This is a genomic window from Streptomyces sp. NPDC043870, from assembly GCF_056435785.1.
In genome coordinates this window covers 1-20,436 of record NZ_JBWKDT010000003.1, presented here as the reverse complement: position 1 = coordinate 20,436, position 20,436 = coordinate 1, and the positions used below count along the sequence as shown (strand labels likewise).

The window sequence follows — 20,436 nt, the reverse complement described above, 5'->3', positions numbered from 1 at the left end:
GTGACACCGCTGACCCGAACACGCCCCCGTACGTCCGACTTCCCGGCCTCCCTGTTCGCCGGTTCCCACGACGGCCTCGCCGAGGTCCTCGCCACCCTCGCCGAGGTGGTGGACGCCGTGTCGGCAGCTCCCCGTCCGGACGGACCCGTCCCGGCGGGCACCCCGGCCGAAGTGCTCGCCGCCGCCTCCGAGGCCCTGGGGCCGGCCGAGCTCCCCGCCGAGGGGCTCGGGGCCAAGTCCGCGCTCCAGCTGCTGGCCACCGTTCTCGTCGAGTACGGCATCGACCTCTCCCACCCCCGGGCCGCCGCCCATCTGCAACCGCCGTCGCTCGCGGTCGCGGTCGCCGCGGACACCCTGGCCGGCGCCGGCAACGCCTCGCTGGACACCTACGACTCCGGCGCCTCGGCTCTCGCCGTCGAACACTGGCTCATCGGCGTACTGACCTCCCTGGCCGGTCTGGGGGAGCGCGCCGACGGCGTCCTCACGCCCGGCGGCTCCCTGTCCAACCTGATGGGCCTGCTGCTCGCCCGGGACGCCGCCGCCCTCCGGCGGGGCATCGACGCCCGCGAGCACGGGGTGGCGGCACTGCCGGGACCGGTGGTGTTCTGCTCGGAACTCGCCCACTTCTCCACCCACCGGGCCTGCGCCGCCCTCGGGTTGGGGGAGACGGCCGTCCATCCGATGCCGGTCGACGAGCGCCGGCGCATGCGGCCGGAGGCGCTGGCCGCCGCCCTGGACTCACTCGGTCCCGACCGGACGCCGGTCGCGGTGGTCGCCACCGCCGGTACCACGGACTTCGGCTCCATCGATCCGCTCCCGGAAATCGCCGAGATCGCCGCCGGGCACGGCATGTGGATGCACGTGGACGCCGCGTACGGTTTCGGCACGCTGTTCTCCCGGCGACTGGCGGGCCGGCTGGCGGGCCTGGAGCTCGCCGACTCCATAGCCCTCGACCTGCACAAGATCGGCTGGCAGCCTGCCGCCACCAGCGTGCTGCTGGTGTCCGACACCATCGCCTTCACCGCCCTCGACCGCGAAGTGGCCTACCTCAACCCGACCGACGACTCCGAAGCCGGCTACGACGGACTGCTCGGACGCAGCCTGCAGACCACCCGCCGCCCCGACGCCGTCAAGGCCGCCGCCACCCTGCTCACGTACGGACGCACGGGCATGGGCCGCATGGTGGACGCCTGCCACGACCTGGCCCGGCACGCCGAGCGCCGTATCCTCGACGAGCCCGAACTGGAACTTGTCGCCCCGGCCGAGCTGACCACGGTGGTGTTCCGCTACCGCGGCTCGGACCCCTCCGCCGCCGACGACATCAACGGCGCCCTGCGCCGCCGGCTGCTGGAATCCGGCAGCGCACTCATCGGGCGCACCGAGGCCGAGACCGCCGGACCCGGCTCACCCAAGCAGGTGTGCCTGAAGTTCACCCTGCTCAACCCCACCGCGACCCCCGACGACATCGACGGTCTCGTGGACACCGTCCTCGACACCGGCCGTACCTGTGAACGACTCATCGAGGAGGGCGCCGCATGAGCATCGCCACCGCGGCTACGACCCCCGCCACCGCCGACCCCCTGCACGAACTGGACGCCCGGGGCGCCGCCGAACACGCCCACGTCGAGGCACTGCTGCGATGCTGGCTCCGCGAGACCGGCGCCCCGGTCACTCCCGGCCCGCTCCGGGTCGAGCTGCCGACCGCCGGACTGGCCCTGGTCACCGAGGTGACGCACTGCTCGCCCACCGGCTGGCACCGGTTCGCCCCCGCCCGCCTGGAGGGACCCGGGGGGCCGCTGGGTGAGACCGCCGACCCGGTGACGGCCGTCGCGCTGCTGTCCACCGAGGCGGCCGTGCGCGGCGGCAGCCGCCCCGGAGGCGTCCCGGCGGGAGAGGTCGCCGACCTGGTGGAACGCACCGCCGAGTCCGTACGCCGCGTCACCACGTTCATCTCCGACCGGCGTGCGCACCCGAAGCCACCTGCCGAGGTCGACGCCTTTCTCGACGCGGAACAGGCCCTGATCCTCGGCCACTTGCACCACCCCGCGCCCAAGAGCCGAGACGGCATCTCGGACAACGACGCCGCAGCCTTCTCGCCCGAGCTCCGAGGCTCCTTCCGGCTGCACTGGTTCGCCGCCGACGAATCGGTGATCTCGCACGACGCGGTCGACGGAGCTCCCTCACTGGCCGGCCGGGACACGATCGCGCTCCTCGCCGACCTGGCCGAACGCCGCCTGCACGACGGCCGGGTGCTGGTCCCCGCCCACCCCTGGCAGGCCCGCGACCTGCTGCACCGCCCCCGCATCAAGGCCTTGGTCGCCTCCGGCGCCCTGCACCCGCTCGGCGAACTGGGCCCTGAGTGGTGGCCGACCTCCAGCGTTCGCACGGTGTACCGGCCGGACGTCGACGTGATGCTGAAACTCTCTCTCGGGCTGCGGCTGACCAACTCCCGCCGAGAGTCCACCCGCACCGAACTGCGCCGAGGCCTGGAGATCAACCGGCTCCTCGACGCCGGCTACGCGGAGGACACCTTCAGGGCCCACCCGGGCTTCGCCATCACCCGCGACCCCGCCTGGCTCGCCGTCGACGTACCGGGACGCCCTGAGGGTCCGGCCGTGACCGGCCTCGACGTCGCCGTACGCGAAGTGCCCGAGGGCATCGAGAACCTGCGTTGCCTGGTGGGCCTGGTGGCACCCCGCCCCGGCTTGGGCCGCAGCGCGCTCGGTCAACTGGTCGCCGGCCTCGGCTCCGGCGCCGCCGAACAGTGGACGGCCGACTACACCGACAAGGTGCTGGTCCCCATGCTGCACCTGTACGCCGCCACCGGCATCGGCCTGGAGGCCCACCAGCAGAACACCCTCGTACGGCTGGATGCGCAGGGCCGGGTGACCGGCAGCACGTTCCGCGACAACCAGGGCTACTACCTCGCCACGTCGTACCTGCCCGGTCTGCTGAAGCGGCTCGGCGCCGACTCCTCCACGCTGGCCGTGGTCCAGGACGCCCTCGTCGACGACCGGCTGTCGTACTACCTGCTGCGCAACCAGGCCCTGTCGGTCGTCGGCTGCCTCGCCGTCGACGGACTGGCGGACGAGCGTGATCTGCTCGCCGTCCTCGCCGACCGGCTGCGGGCGGCACTGCCCGCCCTCGCCGAAGCCGGGCCGGACGGCGACCGGCTGGCACGCCGCTGGCTGGAGGCCCACACCCTGCCGTGCAAGGGCAACCTGCTCACCCGGCTGCACGGGATCGACGAAGTCCTCGCACCCCTCGACGCCCAGTCCGTCTACCTCGACGCCCCCAACCCCCTGCAGGAGGCCACAGCATGACGTCGGTACACCAGGACGAGCACGCCTTAGCCGCCGCCGTTCCCGGCCCGCCGCTTCCTCTTCTGAGCGGCTCCTGGTCGGCCCGGGTCGCACAGGCCGAAGGAGCCGATCTGGACCTGGTGCACGGCTGGATGCAGTCGCCGCACATCGATGCCTTCTGGCATCAGGCATGGCCGCGCGAGCGCTGGTACGAGGAGATCGCCGGACACCTCGCGGGCGATGCGATCCTTCCCGTCCTGATCGACCTGGACGGGCGGCCGCTGGCGTACATCGAGGTGTACCGGGTGATGCGCGACCGCCTCGCCGAGTACTACCCGCACCACTCCCACGACCTCGGCCTGCACATCGCCATCGGCGAAGCCGGCCGCACGGGGAAGGGCCTGGGCCGCACCCTGCTGCGCGCCCTCGCCGAGGGCCTGCTGGCCGCCGACCCCGAATGCCCGCGAGTGGCCGCCGAGCCCGACGTGACCAACGCCGCCTCGCTCAAGGCGTTCGCCGCCGCCGGATTCCGTCACGTCGGTGAAGTCACCTTCCCCGACAAGACCGCAGCCCTGATGATCCACCCGCGTTCGGAGGAGGACCTGCCCCGATGAACGGGACCACTGCCGAGCACGACGTCGTGGCCGTGGGCTGCGGGCCCTTCAACCTGGGCCTGGCCGCCCTGGCATCGACCGTGGACGACCTCGACCTGGTCGTCCTGGAGGAACAGCCCGAGCTGACCTGGCACCGGGGCATGATGTTCGGCGACGCCTCGATGCAGGTGAACTTCCTCGCCGACCTCGTCACACTCGTCTCACCACGCCACCCCCTGTCGTTCCTGGAATACCTCCACGACATGGACCGGCTCTACACGTTCACCGTCCGGGAGAACTTCTTTCCCTCGCGCCGCGAGTACGAGGACTACCTGCGCTGGGCGGCGGCGAAACTCCCCTCGGTCCACTTCTCCCACCGCGCCGAGGAGATCCACTGGGACGCCACCGCAGAACGCTTCACCGTGCACGCCGTGCGCGGCGACGGCACCCGGCTGCGGTTGCACGCCCGCAACCTCGTCCTCGGCATCGGCACCGCCCCGTACGTCCCGGATGCCCTGGCGGGCCTGCCCCCGGAGAACCTGCTGCACACCGGCGACTACCTGTACCGGGAGGCCGACGTGGCCGCCGCGAGCAAGGTCACGGTCGTCGGCTCCGGCCAGTCGGGGGCCGAAGTCACCGTGGACCTCCTCGCCCGCAACCTCGACGGCGGCCCCGCGGTGAGCTGGCTGACCCGCACTTCATCGTTCGCGCCGCTGGACTACACCAAAATGGTGCTGGAGATGACCACTCCTGCATACATGCAGTACTTCCATTCCCTGCCGGAGGACGTACGCGACAAACTGGTCGGCGAACAGTGGCAGTTCTACAAGGGCATCTCCACCGAGACGCTCGAGGAGATCCACGAGCTGCTCTACCGGCGCCAGCTGGAGCACGGACTGGCCGAGGTGGAACTCCGCTTCGGCATCACCGTCGAATCGGCGACCATGGACGAAGCAGGGCAGGCGGTACTCACCTGCCGGCACCGCGATACGGGCGAGACCTTCGAGCACACCACCGACCTGGTCGTGGTGGCCACCGGCTACCGCAACAGGACGCCGGCGTTCCTGAAGCCCGTCGAGGACCTGGTCCTGCGAGACGGCCGCGGCCGTCCCCGGGTACGTATCGACCACTCCGTCGAACTCGCCGACGGCGTGACAGGCCGGATCTTCGTGGCCAACGCTGAGGTTCACTCCCACGGTGTGTCGTCGCCGAACTTGGACATCGGCGCCGTGCGCAACGCCGCGATCCTCAACTCCATCACCGGCCGGGAGACCTACCGGCTGCCGAAGCGGAGCGCGTTCACCAGTTTTGACGTGCCTCGACGGGCTACGTAAGGGGCGCCCGTCCGGCGAAGCATTCCGCCGGACGGGCGTAACGGCTGCCTTGCTCACCCCCGTACGGGCCATCCGGGCGCACCGGTGACGACCACGGATCCGCGTCCGCGGACGCTCGAACGAGGCTGGGCCCGCGTGGGGGAAGCACGCAGTTGCGGCTCCGGGGTCCCTCGGCGACAGCGTCCGCCCTGCGGCTCCTCCATCCGAGCGGGGTGCCGAACACGTCCGGCATGGCACCAGGGCCCGCGGCGCCACGCCACAGATGCTGAGAGGCCTCTGACCCTGCAGGAGAGGCCCGTGAACAACCCCAGCCCTCAAGGGCCCCGGAAATCGGCATCCATCGGCGCGGGCCAGGACGCCGGCGGTCAGGCCGGGGTCATCGGCATCGGCCTTGCCGCCGTGCTGACGTTCGCACTCGCGGAGGGTTCCTGGCAGTGGTTCGCCACGTACATCGGAATGACGCTTCTCGCGGTGATCTTCGCCTTCTACCGACTGCCGGCATGGAGGCCCGGCATCCGATCTGCATACCTGCGCAGTCTGGTCGCGTATTCGCTGGTCATCGGCCTGTGCGTAGCCATCGCACTGGCCCCGATGCTGCAGCGCTGGGCTTGGCTGTTCCCGATGTCAGGCACTCGCGGCGGGTGCCACGAGCTGGGCACCTACGAGGCCATCCGGTCGAGGGCGGCGCTGGCGAACCTGGCTGACCGCGACAGCGCCGCTCTGGCCTACGCGCAAGAGGCCCAGAGCCGTGGCGCCGTTGCCGACTGCCTGGCGGCCACGACGACCCAGTGGCTGCCCCTGTACGGAGCCGGGGCAGCCGTGCTGGTAGGTGTGGGCGCGTGGTCCCGCGACCGGGCTCGGGCGAGGAAGGGCCCTCAGCCGGAATCCTCCCCGCCAGGGTTGATGCACGCGGGAACGCGACAGGACGGCACGAAGTAGCTGCCCGGACCCTCGCTCTGCCCGCGCCGTCGATCACCCCGAGGCCGGCCTCCAAACTCTTCCTCGGCTACGACCGGCCGTGGTGGGAGGACCTCGGCCTGAACGCCGGCCGCTCGGTGACCGACCTGCCGCTGCGCTCGAGGAGCACTTCGGCCTGCCCCGTCGGCATGGCTCTCGCCAGGCACCTACCTCGGCCAGTAGGCCGCCGACCGAGGCGGCATCCCGAGGGGGAGGGCCGTGGTCGTGCTCCGGCCCTCCCCGCGTCGGTTTCAGGGAAGGGTGATCCGGGCGACCTGCGGATCGTGGTCGCTCTGCTGGGTGGCGAACTCGGCGTTCACATGCACGATGTCGTAGCTGTGCGAGGCGCCGGCCAGTGAGGAGGACAGCAGGATGTGGTCGAGTACCTGCGCGTTGCCCTCGTAGACGTAGGTGTAGCGCTCGGCCTCCGGCAGGGTGACGGGCAGGTCCGTCAGACCGGCGCCGACCAGCGTCTGCACGGGCGGGGAGTACGGGAAGTCGTTCAGGTCGCCGGCCGCCACGACCCGTGCCTGGGGGTCGATCGCGAGAACCGATTCGACGAAGTTCCGTACCACCGTGGCCTGCTGGTTCCGCTGGGTCTCGCTGGACAGCGTCGGCGGCTGGTAGCGGCCGAACAGCGGGTCGTCGCCGCCCTTGGAGTTCCAGTGATTCGCGATGACGAACAGCGGCTTGGTGTTGACGTAGAACTTGCCGACCAGCGGCTTGCGGCTTGAGCTGAAGGCGGAGTCGGCCGGGTCGATACGGCCGGGATTGTGGCTGAGGCCGACCCGGTCCGCCGGGTTGCCGCTGTCGGAGACGCTCACCGCGGTGGTGGAGCCGCCCGGCGTCCCGGAGGCGAAGGTGAGCCCGATGTCGGTGCGGAACAGGAAGCCCACCCGGATGTTGCCGCCCGGCTCTCCGCCGTCCTGGTCGTCCACCGGGTTGATCTGCCGGTAGGTGTACGTGGGCCCGCCGGCTGCGCTGATCGCGCTGATCAGCCGGCTCCAGGTCTGGTCGGCGGCCACCACCGGGCTGTTCGTCGCACCGTCGTTGTCCTGGATCTCCTCGACGGCGATGATCCCCGGCGAGGCCAGATGGGTCACGACCTGCTGGGCGAGCCCGTCGAACTTGCTCTGCGCGTCGCCCGGGTCAAGGTTCTCGACGTTGAAGGTGGCCACCGAGATCTGGCCCGCGCCCGGCCCGCCGGCCGTCTCGGGTGCGAGCCCGCTGCTCACCCGGCTGATGGCGCTGGTGAGCAGAAGCTTGAAGTTGCCGAAGGAGTAGTCGAGCACGCCGACCGCCGGGCCGGAGAAGTGATCACCCACGTTCACACCGCTGGGCACGGATCCGGCCAGGGCGGCGTCATCGAGGTGCACCCGTTCGGGATTGGCATCGGTCTGGCGCAGGACGATGCCGCCCCGTGCGGTGCGCACCGCGGCGTTGGCGCCGTTGTCGGCGAGCACCGGGATCTCGTTGAAGGAGTTGCCCGCACCCACGGCCACGGGGTTGTTGAGCTGGACCCGCATCCCCTCGAGCGACTCGTAGAAGTCGATGCCGTCGGTGGTGGCGTCGAAGGTGCCGGAGGTCTCGACACTGCCGGTGGCGTCGTTGTCGGTCACCGAGGCGGGCGGCACCCGGCCGCCGGTGCCGATCACTCCGGCCGGCGGCACCGGCCTGATGCCCAGGACGCTGACCGAGGGGGACGTGATCTCGGTGGTGGTCAGGTTGGTGGTGCTCGCTCCGCCGGGCCGGAACTCGGTGACACCACCGCCGACCGAGATCTCCTGGCCGACACCGACCGAGGGGGCACTGGAGGTGAACACGAACACGCCCTCGGACGTTGCGGCATCGCTGTCCGGGCAGGGGTCCTGGAACCAGAAGCCGTTGCTCTTCACCGCGGTGACCACGCCCCGTACGTCGGAGACCGACTGGCCGCTGCGCGGGGACAGATGGCCACTGCCTTGGATGTCACGTATCCGAGTGGTGTAGCCGGCGCAGTCGCCGCTCCCACCGCCCTGTGAATTCTGCGGAGTCGGGGCGACCTCGGCGAAGTCGTTCCCGTTGTTGTCGGTGTCGGCGGCCGGGTTCGACCGGGTCGCCGAGGAGGTGTTGGAGAGCGTCGGCGCGGGGGATGTCTCGTAGTCGTTCGCCGCGCCGTAGCCGAGGAAGTCCCTCACGCCCGGGGCGGTGTCACAGTTGCCGCCGCATGTCAGGGCGGTGGTCGAGGTGACCAGTGCGACCTTGCCGGAAGTTGCCGACATGTTGGTGGTGCCGCTCGCGTCCGGGGCGGGCAGCAACGCGCCCTGGCTGCCGCCGGAGCCGAGCCGCACCAGGTATCTCGAACCGGGCTGGATCGTGCCGGACAGCGTGGTGACGGCGTACGTGGTGCCGGATGCGGAGGCGTACTGCGTGGACCAGCCGGAGAGGCTGACCGCGCTGCCGCCCCGGTTGTACAGCTCGACATAGTCGTTGCGGTAGGGGGCGCCGCTGTTTCCGCCACCCCCGTACACCTCGCTGATCACCACATCCGGCGAGGCGGGGAACGCCGGGGGCGCGAGTGCCCCGGCGACCGCGCCCACCAGGGCGGTGGGAAGCAGGAAGAGCACCACGGGGCGAGCGTTGCTCGGCCGGCGCGACCGGCGGCGATGATGATCCATGATCGGGCTCCTGACCAACGATGCGTGGTGGGGGGCGGGTTGAACCCGTCATGGTTACCCTGCGAGATGCGTCGATCACTATGGGATGAGGGCGACGGCCGGACGACTCGTGAATGAACTTCCCGCGCGGCCGACCGGGCGGTGTGCCCGTCGGCGCATCCGGATGTCGTGAGCGCGGCGCCCGCATGCCCGGCCGGGCCTGGGCCGGACGTTCACGGCCCAACACGTTCCAGACCCTCGCGGTCGCCGTCCCCCGGATCCGGCACCCGTCTATGCGCTCGGGTGGATCCCCTTGACGGCGTTGTCGAACACCGGCCGGTATTCCTTCCATTCCTCGCTCGGCGCCGACAGGTAGATCACGTACTGGGTCCCGTCGGCGTTGGCGAAGGCCAACTCGACCGCGCGGAAGTCCCGTACCCGGCCCTTGAAGGTGAACTCCCAGTATCCGGCCTGCCGTCCCCGGAACGTCGTGGTGCTCATCCTGACCCGCTCATAGCCCGGATTGTCCCTGCGTGTCTGGTCCTCCTCGACCTCACTCCAGTGCCGCACCGGATCGGATCCCGCGAACTGAACCGCGTTGACCCTCAGTCCCACCAGTCCGGTGGGGTCGAGATAGGCGACTTCACCGTCGGGCCGTTCCTTGCGTGTCCAGCCGTCCGGCACCGGCACCGAGAGGCCCATCTTCTCCGTCTCGCGGTGGTAGCCGGAGGGGATCGCCGGAGCCGGGGAAGGGCTGGTGCTCGGAGACTGGGCCGACACGGAGCCCGTCGCCGCCGGGTCCTTGCCGTCGCCGGCCGGCTCGTGCGGCCACAACAGGACGGCGCCGCCCGCCACGGCGGCAGCGACGGCCAGCCCTGCGACGAACCGCGACACGGTGCGGCGGCGGGTGCTGTGTTGCGCGGGGGCCGGGGACAGTTCACCATGGGCCGGCCGCGTGGGGTGGTCGAGGCGGGCGGTCTGCGCCCCGGCCGCATGGGCCAGAAGGCGCTCGGCCTGGCGCACGCCCATGCGCTCTCCCGGCTCCTTCACGAGCAGGCCCTCGATCACCGGGGCCAGCTCCCCGGCCCTGGTGAGCGGCTCGTACGGGTACGCGGCGATGGCGTACGCCGTCTCGATCGGGGTGTCCCGGCGGAACGGCGGCCGCCCTTCGACCGCCTGGTACAGCATCGCCCCGAGCGACCACAGGTCCGAGGCGAAACCGGCCTTGGCGCTGCCCTTGAGACGTTCGGGCGCGAGGTAGTCGAGCGACCCGACCAACTCGCCCGTCCTGGTCAGCGAGGGCGTTCCGGACTCGAGCGCGATCCCGAAGTCGGTGAGCACGACCCGCCCGTCGTTCCCGAGCAGCACATTTGCGGGCTTCACATCCCGGTGCAGCACCCCGGCCCCATGCGCGGCGCTCAAGGCGCCGGCCACCACGCAGCCGATGCGCGCCGCCTCGTCGGGCGGCAGCACGCCCTCCTTCAGCACGTCGCTCAAGGTGACCGAAGGGATGTACTCCATGACGATGCAGGGCAGGCCCTCGTCGTCGACGACGTCATGCACCACGATCACATGGGGATGCGCCACCCGCGCTGCACTGCGCGCCTCCCGCCGGGTCCGCTCGTAGAGCCGCCGAAGCTCGTCGTCCTCCAGATGTGGGGGAACGTGCAGCTTCTTCACGGCGACATGCCGCCCGAGGAGCTCATCCTCCGCACGCCACACCGTGCCCATGCCACCGCGCCCGATGCGCTCCACCAGCCGGTACCGGTCGGCCACAAGCCGCCCAAGATCGGACACCGTGAGACCCCAGCCTTTCCCGCTCGTGCACCGGCACGCCCGAACGCACCGAGGAGAACCATAACCGGTGCCCCGAACAGCGCCCCGCCCCAGCCGGGAGACCGGGGACCGGGGACCGGTCCAACGGACTGCGCACCACCGGGCTCTCCCTCGACCCCGCCGTAGCGAGAATGCAGTCAGCCAGGCGAACGGGCCGCCGGGCTGCGGTACGCCGTCGGCTCGGCGCGCTCAGCCAGGAGTGGCTCCCGGCCGCGCCTCCAGTCCGGCGAGGTCGACGGCATGGCGGAACACGTCGGCGAGCATGGTGGCGGTGAGCCGCCCGGTGAATGTGTTGTGCTGACTCGGGTGGTAGCTGCCGAGGAGATGGAGCGGGGGCCGACGGCCCGTGGCCGGCAGGACGACATGAGCACCGTGCCCGAAGGCGGGACGGGGCCGGGGCGTCCGCCAGCCGGCCTCGGCGAGCGCGGGCAGCACCGCCTGCCAGGCGAACCCGCCGAGCGGGACCACAGCACGCAGATGTGGGCTCAACAGCCTCAGCTCCGCCGACAACCAGGGCCGGCAGGTGTCCCTTTCGCCGGCAGTGGGCCTGTTCTGCGGAGGCGCGCAGTGCACCGGCGCGGTCAGCCGCACACCCTGCAGAGTGAGCCCGTCCCCAGCATGCGCGGACACCGGCTGTGAGGCGAGACCGACCGCGTGCAGGGCGGCGAAGAGGAAGTCACCGGCCGCGTCCCCGGTGAACATCCGCCCGGTCCTGTTGCCACCGTGCGCGGCAGGCGCGAGCCCGACCACCGCCACAGCGGCATCCGCCGGCCCGAACCCGGCAACCGGCCGTCCCCAGTACTCACAGTCCTGGAATGCCGCACGCTTGACGCTGGCGACCTCCTCACGCCAGCCCACGAGCCTCGGGCACGCCCGGCACCCGGTCACGAGCCTGTCCACCTCGTCCAGGCGCGTGCAGCGGGGCGCGTGATGAGCCGCGAACGCCGCGTCGTCGGCGGCCGGTGCCGAGCCTGAGCCGCCCGTTCCGTTCATGCCTCCACGCTACTGAGCCAGGGTCCGACCACCTTCGGGGCTACCTGGGCGAGAGCTCTGGGAACGCGCTGTGACCTGCGGAAACATTGATTGCGGTCTCTTCGGACCCGGCTGCCTTCACCCTCCACCTGTCCCCGACGTGAGGAGGGAAAGGGCTCAAGGGGAAGGCCTCAAGAAGGGCTCAGTCCTGCTGATCCCGGGTGCCTCGGCGAGTCTGTTCCAGCCACTCCGGCGCAGTCTCGGCATCGCCGTATTCGTCGTGCCAGTTCCACCATTCGTACGGCGGGGTCTGGGGATAGCCCTCAGGCGAGTCCTCCCATTCTTCCTGCCGCCCGAGCGCAGTCATGTCGAGGTAGCTCCAGGTGCTCCCCAAAGCCTCGTCACCGCGGGCGTTGATGAAATAAGTGCGGAACACGCTGTCGCCGTCGCGGACGAATGCGTTCGTGCCGTGCCACTCGTCGACACCGAAGTCGGTGTCGAACTCGTCGGTGATCGTGTACCAGGGCATCGTCCAGCCCATCCGCGCCTTCACACGCTCGATCTCCGGCTGCGGTGCGCGGGAGACGAAGACGAGAGTGGTGTCGCGGGCGTTCATATGGGCAAGGTGGCCCACATGGTCGGCCACCATGGAGCAGCCGCGGCAAGCGTGGTCGGGCCAGCCGAACACACCGGGCTCGAAGAAGGCGCGGTAGACGACCAGCTGACGACGACCCGCGAACAGGTCGAGCAGACTCACCCGGCCCTCGGGTCCGTCGAACTCGTACTCCTTCTCCACCGCCAGCCACGGCATCCGCCGACGCTTGGCGGCCAGGGCGTCACGGGCGCGGGTCAACGCCTTCTCTTCCACAAGCAGCTGCTGGCGCGCAGCCTCCCACTCTCGCGGTGCAACGATGGGGGGTGTCTTCATTGTGACGTTCACCTTCCCGTTCCGTCCGACGTCATGCGCCAGGCCAGGGGTGTGAGCGGGTACCGCTCAGCAGGGCCCCTGTATCCAGGGTCGGGCGCCGTCGACACGGGCGCACGTCAGTGCGCGAGAAGTCGCTCGAAAAGCCGGGAAGTGCCGTCTGACCTCAGGTTTCTCCCGACCCCGGGCCATGCGGTGCGCAGGACAGGCCTCAGGCCTGGAGCAGAAGGGTCAGGCCGCCGATGGTGTAGCAGATCATCAGGACGAGCAGGGGGATCTGTCCGGCGACGGCACGGGCGGGCGGGAAGAGACGTACGGAGCGGTCATGGGCGGCGATCACGCCGACGACGTGACCGAGGACGATCGCGCTCACCTGGAGCGTGGCAAGGCTTCCCGGGGAGAGGAGATCCGCTGGTGCGGCGGGATTGTCAGTGCCTTGTGCGAGGGTGACCATGCGTGGGGCTTCGGTGGCGAAGAGTGAGAAGTAGTGGGCGATCAAGTAGCCGGTGGCGATGGGGAGAAGGGAGTGCGCGAAGGCGGTGACGGGGCGTTCGATCCGGCCGGAGATCAACCGGGCGGCGCCGGCACACGAGGCGTACAGGGAGGCGACAAGCAGGCAGGCGCAAGCGAGGCCGAGCGTGGCGGCGCCGGTACGGCCGAGGGAGGACGTCTGCAGGATGTTGATCCACCAGGGTGCCTTGGAGAAACCGTCGTAGGCGGTGCTGCCCAGCATGACGCAGACGGTGGCGGCGAGACCGGGCGCGCCGGGGACGGCGTCGAGACTGTGGAAGGGGTTGCGCAGGACCAGGCGGCGGTCGCTGTGACGGCGGCCGAGGAAGGAGAGATGGGCGAGCAGGACGGAGTACGACTCGAAGGCGTCGCCGCGGTCGAACCAGGAGCTGCCGTATGCGGCGGCCGCCGTGAACTGGGCCGCGGCGTAGAGGGTGAGGAAAGCGAGCAGGCTGAGGCGGGAGGCCGGTTCGGGTGAGGCCAGCTCGAGCCAGGTGAAGGCGAACAGACCGAGGGCGGCGGGCCAGTAGCCGAGGCCTGCGGCCAGGGCGCGCCCTCGGCGCGGGTCGCGGCCGAGCGCCCGGCAGGACAGGGCGTGCAGCGTGCGCAGGGGGTTGAGCAGGCGCCAGACAGGGCCGAGCAGCAGGGATGCGGGGACGAGGCCGACCCAGAGCAGGACGTACACGGCGCCGGGGGCGGGGTTGCGGTCGGGGTCGTCGGGGCCGAGCAGCAGATGGGCCAGGACGAAGACGGCCGCGGCCAGCCCGAGGCCCTGCACGGCGCGGCGGAGCGCCGGGGCGTCGGCGAGGCGCTGCAGCGTGTCGGGCAGCGGCCGGCCGGCCGTCGCCCCGGCGAACCGGGAGCTGGGCCAGAGGAGTCCGAGGGCCAGGAAGGAGACGAAGAGGGCGGTGAAGGCGCCGGCATAGGCGTAGAAGGCGGAGATGGGCAGGTCCTGGCGGGCACCGATGCCGTGGGCCAGCTGAAGGACGGGCTGGAGCTCGGCGGGGGACAGGTCGGAGGGGGGTGCGGTTGCGGGCAGGGCGGGATGCATTGCACCGGTGCCCGGCCGCAGGGCGAGCATCAGCGGACCAGGAGCTGGGTCAGGACGAGGCCCGACTCGTGCGTCTCGACCTCGAAGAGACCGGTGCGGTCGACGGTGAACGAGAGTGTGGCGGCCCGGCCGGCGGGCAGCCGGGTCGTGCGGTCGAGGCCGTGGACGTGCAGCTCGTCGGCCTTGTCGCTGGTGACGACCAAGGCGACGCGCTCCCCCTTGCGCAGCCCGATCCGGCCGGGGGAGGGGGTGACCTTGCCTCCGGCGATGCTGATCTTCACCGTCACGCCGGGCTTGCCGTCGACGGCCTGATCGCCGTCCTGCCCGTCCCCGTCCCCTGCCCCGTCACCGTCACCGTCACCGTGATCGTGCATGTCGCTGCCCGAGTCGTCGGGCGGTTCCGTGGCCGGGGCGACCGGTGCGGTCGCGGTGTCGTGGCTCGTGCCCGGCTTGTGGTGGGTGGTGGGCCGGGAGCAACCGCCCGCCGCCAGGGCGAGGGCCAGAAGGGCCGCCGCGGCGAGGCGGACGCACCGGGCGGGCAAGCGGCCACCGACGGTGGAGGGGCAGTGCGGTGTGATGCGGTGGCGTCTCGCGGCCGGGCGTCGGCGCAGCATCGTGACCGGTCCTTCGAGGGACTGACGCTGGGTCATGCCGTGGCCGCCTGCGGTTCGGGCCCTGCCGGACCCAGGCTGCTTTCCCGCTCCGCGGCGTCCGCCCGCAGCCGCTCGCGGGCCACTGCGATCACCGCCCAGACCACCCAGACCAGTCCGAGCAGCGTGCGCAGCCAGGCAGGGCTGAGCGGCGTCCAGGGGATCATCACGATGCTCTTGTCGAAGGCGTCGAGCAGCGTGAGGAAGCCGAAGGCGATCGTCACCCAGCCGAACACCGGCCGCTGCCCGCGCAGCAGCAGCCCGCTCGCCGTCCACCAGATGCCGAGCAGCAGCAGGGCGGTGGCCGGGACGGCGGTGTGCGCGTACGAGCTTGCCGAGCCGATCACGTCCAGCACCAGACCTGCGAACCCGAACCCGGCGGCGATCGTGGCCCAACGATCGCGGCGCAGTGTTCGCCACCACAGCGCGCCACCCACGATCGCGAGCACCGCCGCCACGGCCAGGGAGATCTGCACCTCGACGCGCGCCATACCGCGCGCCCCGTACCAGTCGCAGCCGGCGGGCAGCTTGCGCGCCTTCACGTCGTAGTCCGCACAGACCATCAACTGCGCCAGCTTCACCGGTTCGCCGACGATCCGGTCGCTGCCCCCGGACACCTCGCCGGGTTCGTCGCCGCAGGAGGGCAGCGCGAGCGGGTTGCTGCTGCCTTCGAGGCCGGACCAGCAGTTCCCCTCGCCCTGGCCGTCCCACCACACGGAGGCCTTGTTCGGCCGGGCACGGCCCTGCTTGTCCACGCCCAGGTGGTTGTTCACGTACCGGTTGTGGTGCGAGGTGTCGTACTGCTTGCCCCAGGAGCTCTCGCCGCGTATGAACCCGGGTACGGCATGCAGGACGAAGGCCGCGCGCTGCTGGCCGTAGATCCAGTTGTCCTGGAAGACGTTGTAGTTGCCGCCCGAAGTGATGAAGCCGGAGCCGACCGGCACGGAGATCTGAGGGCAGACCACGCCCTTCTCATAGCCGCGTTCCGCGGTTGGCTTGGCGCAGGTGCCGTCCTTGACGTAGCGGTAGTAGCCGGCGTTGTTGTCGTGGATCAGGTTGCGCTCGAACTTGGCATGGTCCTGCGGCAGTCCGGGATGGCCGGGGAACGCGCTGTCCATGGTGGCGCCGGCCATGTTGTGGTCGAACTCGTTGTCGTGGGCCCAGACGGAGTTACCGGCGGTGCCGGAGTAGCCGACCATGTTGTGGTGGCTTCGGCAGTCCTTGATCTCGATGGAGTAGCGGGGGACTGCGTAACCCCGGCCGGTGTTGATGTCGGAGGCGCTGCCCGGGTAGATGCCGGAGTCGCCGTTGCCGTACGACTCGCAGTCCTTGTACAGGCCGTGGTCGCCGGCGAACGTCAGGAACCCGTATTCGTCGTTCCAGCGCGTCAGTACGTCGTCGATGACGAAGCCGTCACCCGCCAGGATGTAGAGGGAGTTGAAGGTGGAGCGCTGGGCGGTGAAGTTCTTGAAGTAGACGCCGTCGGACTTGTCCGCCCGGATGACGTTGAGCTTCTTGTACTGGCCGTCGATGATGACGTCGTTGCGGCCGGCGCCGGTGCCCTCGATCTGCAGGTCCTTCTTGCCGAGGACGGCGATGAGGTTCTGGTTGGCGGGGCACTGCTTCTGCTGCTCGTACGACAGGATCTGGTAGCCGAACGAGGAATTGGGCGCCTTCAGCTTGGCGCACGCGCCCTTCGGGCCGGGCTGAGTGGGCTCCTCCAGATAGAGGCCCGGGAGGACGGCGATGTTCATCCCGGGCTTGTCGACGGCGTCGACGGCCTCCTGCACATGCCGGTAACCGCCGTCCTGGCAGCGCGCGAACAGTTCCAGGTTGCGCTGCTTCAGCTCCTCGGGGAAGCGCGCGATGCGCTTGCCGAAGTCCGCCCGGTCGGTCTTGCACACGAGCAGGTCGGGCTCCCCGTCCCGGTACTGCGGCACACTCCCCGAGCCGTCGGGGAAGTCGACTGGTCGCTCCTCATGTGCCATGGCGGGCGCGGCGCCGGCCAGGACGACCATGCAGGCGGCCAGCGCGGCCAGGGCTGTGCGGATGCTCGCCATACGCGGAGAGTAGAGCAATGTTCATCTTTCAGGGAGCCCCTGTGCACGGAATCGAGGGGGCAGTCCGTCGGAGGCCGGGCTACTGAGCCTTGCTCAATTCGCCCAATTTCTCCTCGATCCAATGGCGACCGAAGTTCACGACTTCGCCGGCTTCGAACAGGTAGCTGTCGGCTGCGCCGACCATGCCCTGGCTGCCGATTCCGGCGGCGAGCATGTCCTGGGCGATGGTCTCGAACGGATCCTGCCCCTCGGGCACGACGGAGGAATAGTCGAAGGCCCCGTTCTCCGAGTCGATGTCGTGGAACCGCCGCCAGACCCGCTCCCCGTCGACATGGATCGGCTGCTCGTAGTCCACGAACCGCTTACCGGGTGCTTCGGCGAGTGCCTCGGCGTGGTGCAGGACCGTGAGGGTGTCCAGCGGGGCACCCAGGAGAAGCACCCGGCCGTCCATGCCGACCAGCCGCGCCAGCGGGCTGTCCGGGCCGTGCGGGTCGTCCCAGGGATGGTCGGCCATCAGCGCGGTGGCCGCCGCCCCGAGTGCGGCGAAGCCGGCGTCGGGATGGCGGCTGCGGACTGCGCCCGGCCAGCGGCGCAGCGCCTCTGCGAGGCGGCCGTTGTTGTGGTCCGCCTCGCTGAGCTCGGGATGGTATGCGGGGTGCTCCGCGCGCAGGGCGTCCTGCCAGGCTTGCGGCCAGTCGGTGAAGTCATAGGGCAGGGCGTCGTTCCAGCCGCAGGTCACCATCAGGGTTCCCTGCTCGCCCACGACGTCGCAGAGGGCGCCGATGATCGTCTGAGGGCCGCCTGCCACGTATCCGATGGCGGACATCCGCGTGTGGAACATCACGACATCGCCGTCGGTGAGGCCGAGCGCGGTCAGGTCACGGATGAGCCGACTGCGGGTGACAGGGCCGTTGACGCGCTTGAGCAGGGCCAGTTCGTCCATGAACGCGAAGTTATCCGTCGTCCATGGGCTTCCGACACCGGATTTCCCACCGCCAGGTCCCCTGTCGAGCAGTGCCGCGTGGGGAGGTGGTGGCATGCGGCGACAGAAGTCGCTCCCGAGGGCTCCCCGAGGGTGACACCTCCATGCCAGACTCTGCCGCGCTCGTTCGAGGTCGATCCGTGTCCGGAATCCGACGACGGAACATACGAACCCTTCGAAGGGACCGCCAGTGAAGAGACTCGCCGTGAGCATGGCCCTCGGGTCCGCGCTCACAGCCCTGTTGGCCGTCGGGCTGCAGCCCGCCGTGGCCGTGCCTGAGACCCAGGACACGCCACGGGCCACGACGCCGCGGGCGGACAACCGCCCGGGGCCGGTGACGAAGCAGCGCACCGACATGCGCCGAAAGGCGATCGACAAGATCGCCAAAGGCAAAGCGAAGGCCGACGCGCGGGGTGTCGTCGAGCTCGCGCCCGGAAAGTTCGTGGAGACCACGACCGTCCGCTCGGAGAAGATCTTCACCGTCCTCTCCGAGTTCGGCGACCAGAGCGCCGGGAAGTACGGCACCGTCCCCGGCCCCCTGCACAACCAGATCGCCCAGCCCGACCGGAGCGTGGACAACTCCAACGCCTGGACGGCCGATTTCAGCAAGGCGTACTACGAGAACCTGTTCAACGGCTCCGGCGAGTCGATGCGCACGTACTACGAGAAGCTGTCCAACGGCCGCTACTCGGTGACCAACAGGGTGGAGGACTGGGTCAAGGTCCCCCACAACGCCTCCTGGTACGGCGACAACGCCGTCGAGGACAACGGCGGTTCGTGGAACTACATCCAGGACACCGGCAACGCCTGGTGGGACGCCCAGATCGCGGCCGGCAAGTCGCCGGCCGAGATCGACGCGTACCTCGCCCAGTTCGACGTCTGGGACCGCAACGACTGGGACCACGACGGCAACTTCGACGAGGCCGACGGATACATCGACCACTTCCAGGCCGTGCACGCCGGCATGGGCGAGGACGCGGGCGGCGGCGCGCAGGGCGAGGACGCCATCTGGTCGCACCGCTGGTACGTCAACGGCGACGACTACGGCCTGACCGGCCCGGACGTGGCCGGCACCCAGAACAAGGCCGGCGGCGCCCGGATCGGCGCGTCGAAGTACTGGCTCGGCGACTACACGACCGAGGGCGAGAACGGCGGACTCGGCGTTTTCTGCCACGAGTTCGGCCACGACCTCGGCCTGCCGGACTACTACGACACCGACGGCGGCGAGAACTCCACCGCCTTCTGGACCCTGATGAGCTCCGGCTCCTGGCTGAGCCACGGCGCCGCCGCCAACGCGGGCATCGGCACCCACCCGGGCCTGATGGGCGCCGAGGAGAAGCTCTTCCTCGGCTGGCTGGACCACGCGAACGCCGAGGTCGGCACCTCCGGGACCTACACCCTGAACCCGGCGCAGCTCCAAGTCACCGGAAAGGAACAGGCCGTCCGCATCGCGCTGCCCGACAAAACGAGCAGCACCGTCTACACCACCCCCACCTCGGGCACGCACGCCTGGTGGACCGGATCGGCCGACGGCCTCAACGAATCCCTCACCCGGTCCGTGCCGGCCGCCTCGCGGGTCACCGTCAAGGCGAGCGCCTGGTACGAGATCGAGGCGGACTTCGACTACCTCTTCGCCGAGTACTCCCTCGACGGCGGGGCGAACTGGCTCCGGGCGGGTACGGCCGTCGACGGCTCCTCCCTCGGCAAGTGGACGACCCTGCGATACGCGTACGACTCCCAGGGCAAGCCCTCCCTGTTCCGCTTCCGCTACCAGACCGACGGCGGCGTGCACTTCGCCGGCGCGTTCCTGGACGACATCACGTTCGCGTCCGGCGGCACCACGCTGGCGACCGACGACGTCGAGCAGGGCGCGGGCAGCTGGACGGCGACCGGCAAGTGGAAGATCTCGACCGGCACGGAGACGGCCACGTACCCGCGCTACTACCTGGTCGAGAACCGTGAGTACGTCGGCAGCGACGCGCTCCTGGCCGAGGGCCCGTACCAGTTCAGCAAGGGCATCACGGCACCCGACTGGGTGGAGTTCTTCCGCTACCAGAACGGCATGCTCGTCTGGTACGTCGACCGGTCGTACGACGACAACAACGTCAGCGCGCACCCCGGCGGCGGCTCGGCCATGGCCGTCGACGCCCGCCCGGCCCCGTTCACGTACGACGACGGGACCGCGCCGAGCAACCGCCGTCAGCCCTTCGACGCGACCTTCGGCCTGGAGGCCACGGACGCGACCTGCCTTCACAAGGAGGTCCTGTCCGGCAAGGGCGGCAACCAGACCGTCGTGACCAAGGCGGCCTGCGCGCCGGCCGTCCCGGGCATCCCGGTCTTCGACGACACCGACCCGAACGCGTACTACAGCACCGCGGCCCCGCAGGCCAGCGTCAAGGTCGCGGGCCACGGCGTGAAGGTGACCGTGACCGGCGACGCCGGCGACGACCTGACCATCAACGTGGTCAACCCGGCCGCGCACTGACGGCGGCCGGACACCAGCACGGGGGAGGGGGGGGGGGGGCGGGGAAACCCCTGGTTCCCTCCACCCCCAGAGCGCCCGCGCCCCAGGAGGGGTCTCCCTTCCCCCCCGCAGGAAGGAGAGCCCTTCCCACTAAACCCAAGAAA

General features: G+C 70.4%; 14 protein-coding genes. 6 read left to right on the top strand and 8 right to left on the bottom strand.

The genetic code is table 11. The annotated features are described in order from the left end of the window. From AC0699_RS04575 to AC0699_RS04555, 5 genes are all read left to right on the top strand, one after another. Complete coding sequence (locus tag AC0699_RS04575; RefSeq protein ID WP_478655563.1) at nt 1-1,539, top strand: pyridoxal phosphate-dependent decarboxylase family protein; 1,539 nt, start codon at nt 1-3, stop codon at nt 1,537-1,539. Next, a complete protein-coding gene (locus tag AC0699_RS04570) occupies nt 1,536-3,323 on the top strand; it encodes an IucA/IucC family protein (RefSeq protein WP_478655560.1) in 1,788 nt (595 codons plus the stop codon). The genes AC0699_RS04575 and AC0699_RS04570 overlap by 4 nt, the downstream gene beginning before the upstream one ends. Continuing rightward, the gene (locus tag AC0699_RS04565) at nt 3,320-3,916 is read left to right on the top strand and encodes a GNAT family N-acetyltransferase (RefSeq protein ID WP_478655558.1); all 597 of its coding nucleotides are present in this window, start codon (nt 3,320-3,322) and stop codon (nt 3,914-3,916) included. Before AC0699_RS04570 ends, AC0699_RS04565 begins: the two co-directional genes overlap by 4 nt. After that, on the top strand, nt 3,913-5,229 hold the full coding sequence (locus AC0699_RS04560) for a lysine N(6)-hydroxylase/L-ornithine N(5)-oxygenase family protein (RefSeq protein ID WP_478655556.1): 1,317 nt from the start codon (nt 3,913-3,915) through the stop codon (nt 5,227-5,229). The genes AC0699_RS04565 and AC0699_RS04560 overlap by 4 nt, the downstream gene beginning before the upstream one ends. A gap of 297 nt (nt 5,230-5,526) precedes the next feature. After that, a complete protein-coding gene (locus AC0699_RS04555) occupies nt 5,527-6,168 on the top strand; it encodes a hypothetical protein (protein WP_478655554.1) in 642 nt (213 codons plus the stop codon). Nucleotides 6,169-6,437: 269 nt separating this feature from the next. Here AC0699_RS04555 and AC0699_RS04550 read toward each other — a convergent pair whose 3' ends face one another. The 8 genes from AC0699_RS04550 to aac(3) all read right to left on the bottom strand — a co-directional run bounded on the left by AC0699_RS04550 (nt 6,438) and on the right by aac(3) (nt 17,769). Beyond that, nucleotides 6,438-8,843 carry a lamin tail domain-containing protein gene (locus AC0699_RS04550; protein ID WP_478655551.1) on the bottom strand — a complete coding sequence of 802 codons (2,406 nt, stop codon included), beginning with the start codon at nt 8,841-8,843 and terminating at the stop codon, nt 6,438-6,440. Between the two features lie 270 nt (nt 8,844-9,113). Beyond that, the gene (locus tag AC0699_RS04545; RefSeq protein ID WP_478655549.1) at nt 9,114-10,619 is read right to left on the bottom strand and encodes a serine/threonine-protein kinase; all 1,506 of its coding nucleotides are present in this window, start codon (nt 10,617-10,619) and stop codon (nt 9,114-9,116) included. A gap of 228 nt (nt 10,620-10,847) precedes the next feature. Further along, nucleotides 10,848-11,651 carry a uracil-DNA glycosylase gene (locus tag AC0699_RS04540; protein WP_478655547.1) on the bottom strand — a complete coding sequence of 268 codons (804 nt, stop codon included), beginning with the start codon at nt 11,649-11,651 and terminating at the stop codon, nt 10,848-10,850. A 181-nt stretch (nt 11,652-11,832) separates the two neighbouring features. Beyond that, on the bottom strand, nt 11,833-12,558 hold the full coding sequence (locus AC0699_RS04535) for a DUF899 domain-containing protein (RefSeq protein ID WP_478655544.1): 726 nt from the start codon (nt 12,556-12,558) through the stop codon (nt 11,833-11,835). Nucleotides 12,559-12,766: 208 nt separating this feature from the next. Then, nucleotides 12,767-14,146: a hypothetical protein gene (locus AC0699_RS04530; RefSeq protein WP_478655541.1), complete on the bottom strand. Its 1,380-nt coding sequence runs from the start codon at nt 14,144-14,146 to the stop codon at nt 12,767-12,769. Beyond that, on the bottom strand, nt 14,146-14,766 hold the full coding sequence (locus tag AC0699_RS04525; RefSeq protein ID WP_478655539.1) for a hypothetical protein: 621 nt from the start codon (nt 14,764-14,766) through the stop codon (nt 14,146-14,148). Before AC0699_RS04525 ends, AC0699_RS04530 begins: the two co-directional genes overlap by 1 nt. Then, entirely contained in the window at nt 14,763-16,826 is a 2,064-nt protein-coding gene (locus AC0699_RS04520; protein ID WP_478655537.1) for a right-handed parallel beta-helix repeat-containing protein, read from the bottom strand. Before AC0699_RS04520 ends, AC0699_RS04525 begins: the two co-directional genes overlap by 4 nt. Before the next feature lie 79 nt (nt 16,827-16,905). Then, nucleotides 16,906-17,769 (bottom strand): aminoglycoside 3-N-acetyltransferase, encoded by an 864-nt coding sequence (gene aac(3) / locus AC0699_RS04515; RefSeq protein WP_478655535.1) that lies wholly within the window; start codon nt 17,767-17,769, stop codon nt 16,906-16,908. A 229-nt stretch (nt 17,770-17,998) separates the two neighbouring features. Between aac(3) and AC0699_RS04510 the strand changes: the two genes are divergently transcribed. Next, nucleotides 17,999-20,293, top strand: coding sequence for an immune inhibitor A domain-containing protein (locus AC0699_RS04510; RefSeq protein WP_478655533.1), 2,295 nt, complete (start codon nt 17,999-18,001; stop codon nt 20,291-20,293). Nucleotides 20,294-20,436: the final 143 nt, after the last annotated feature.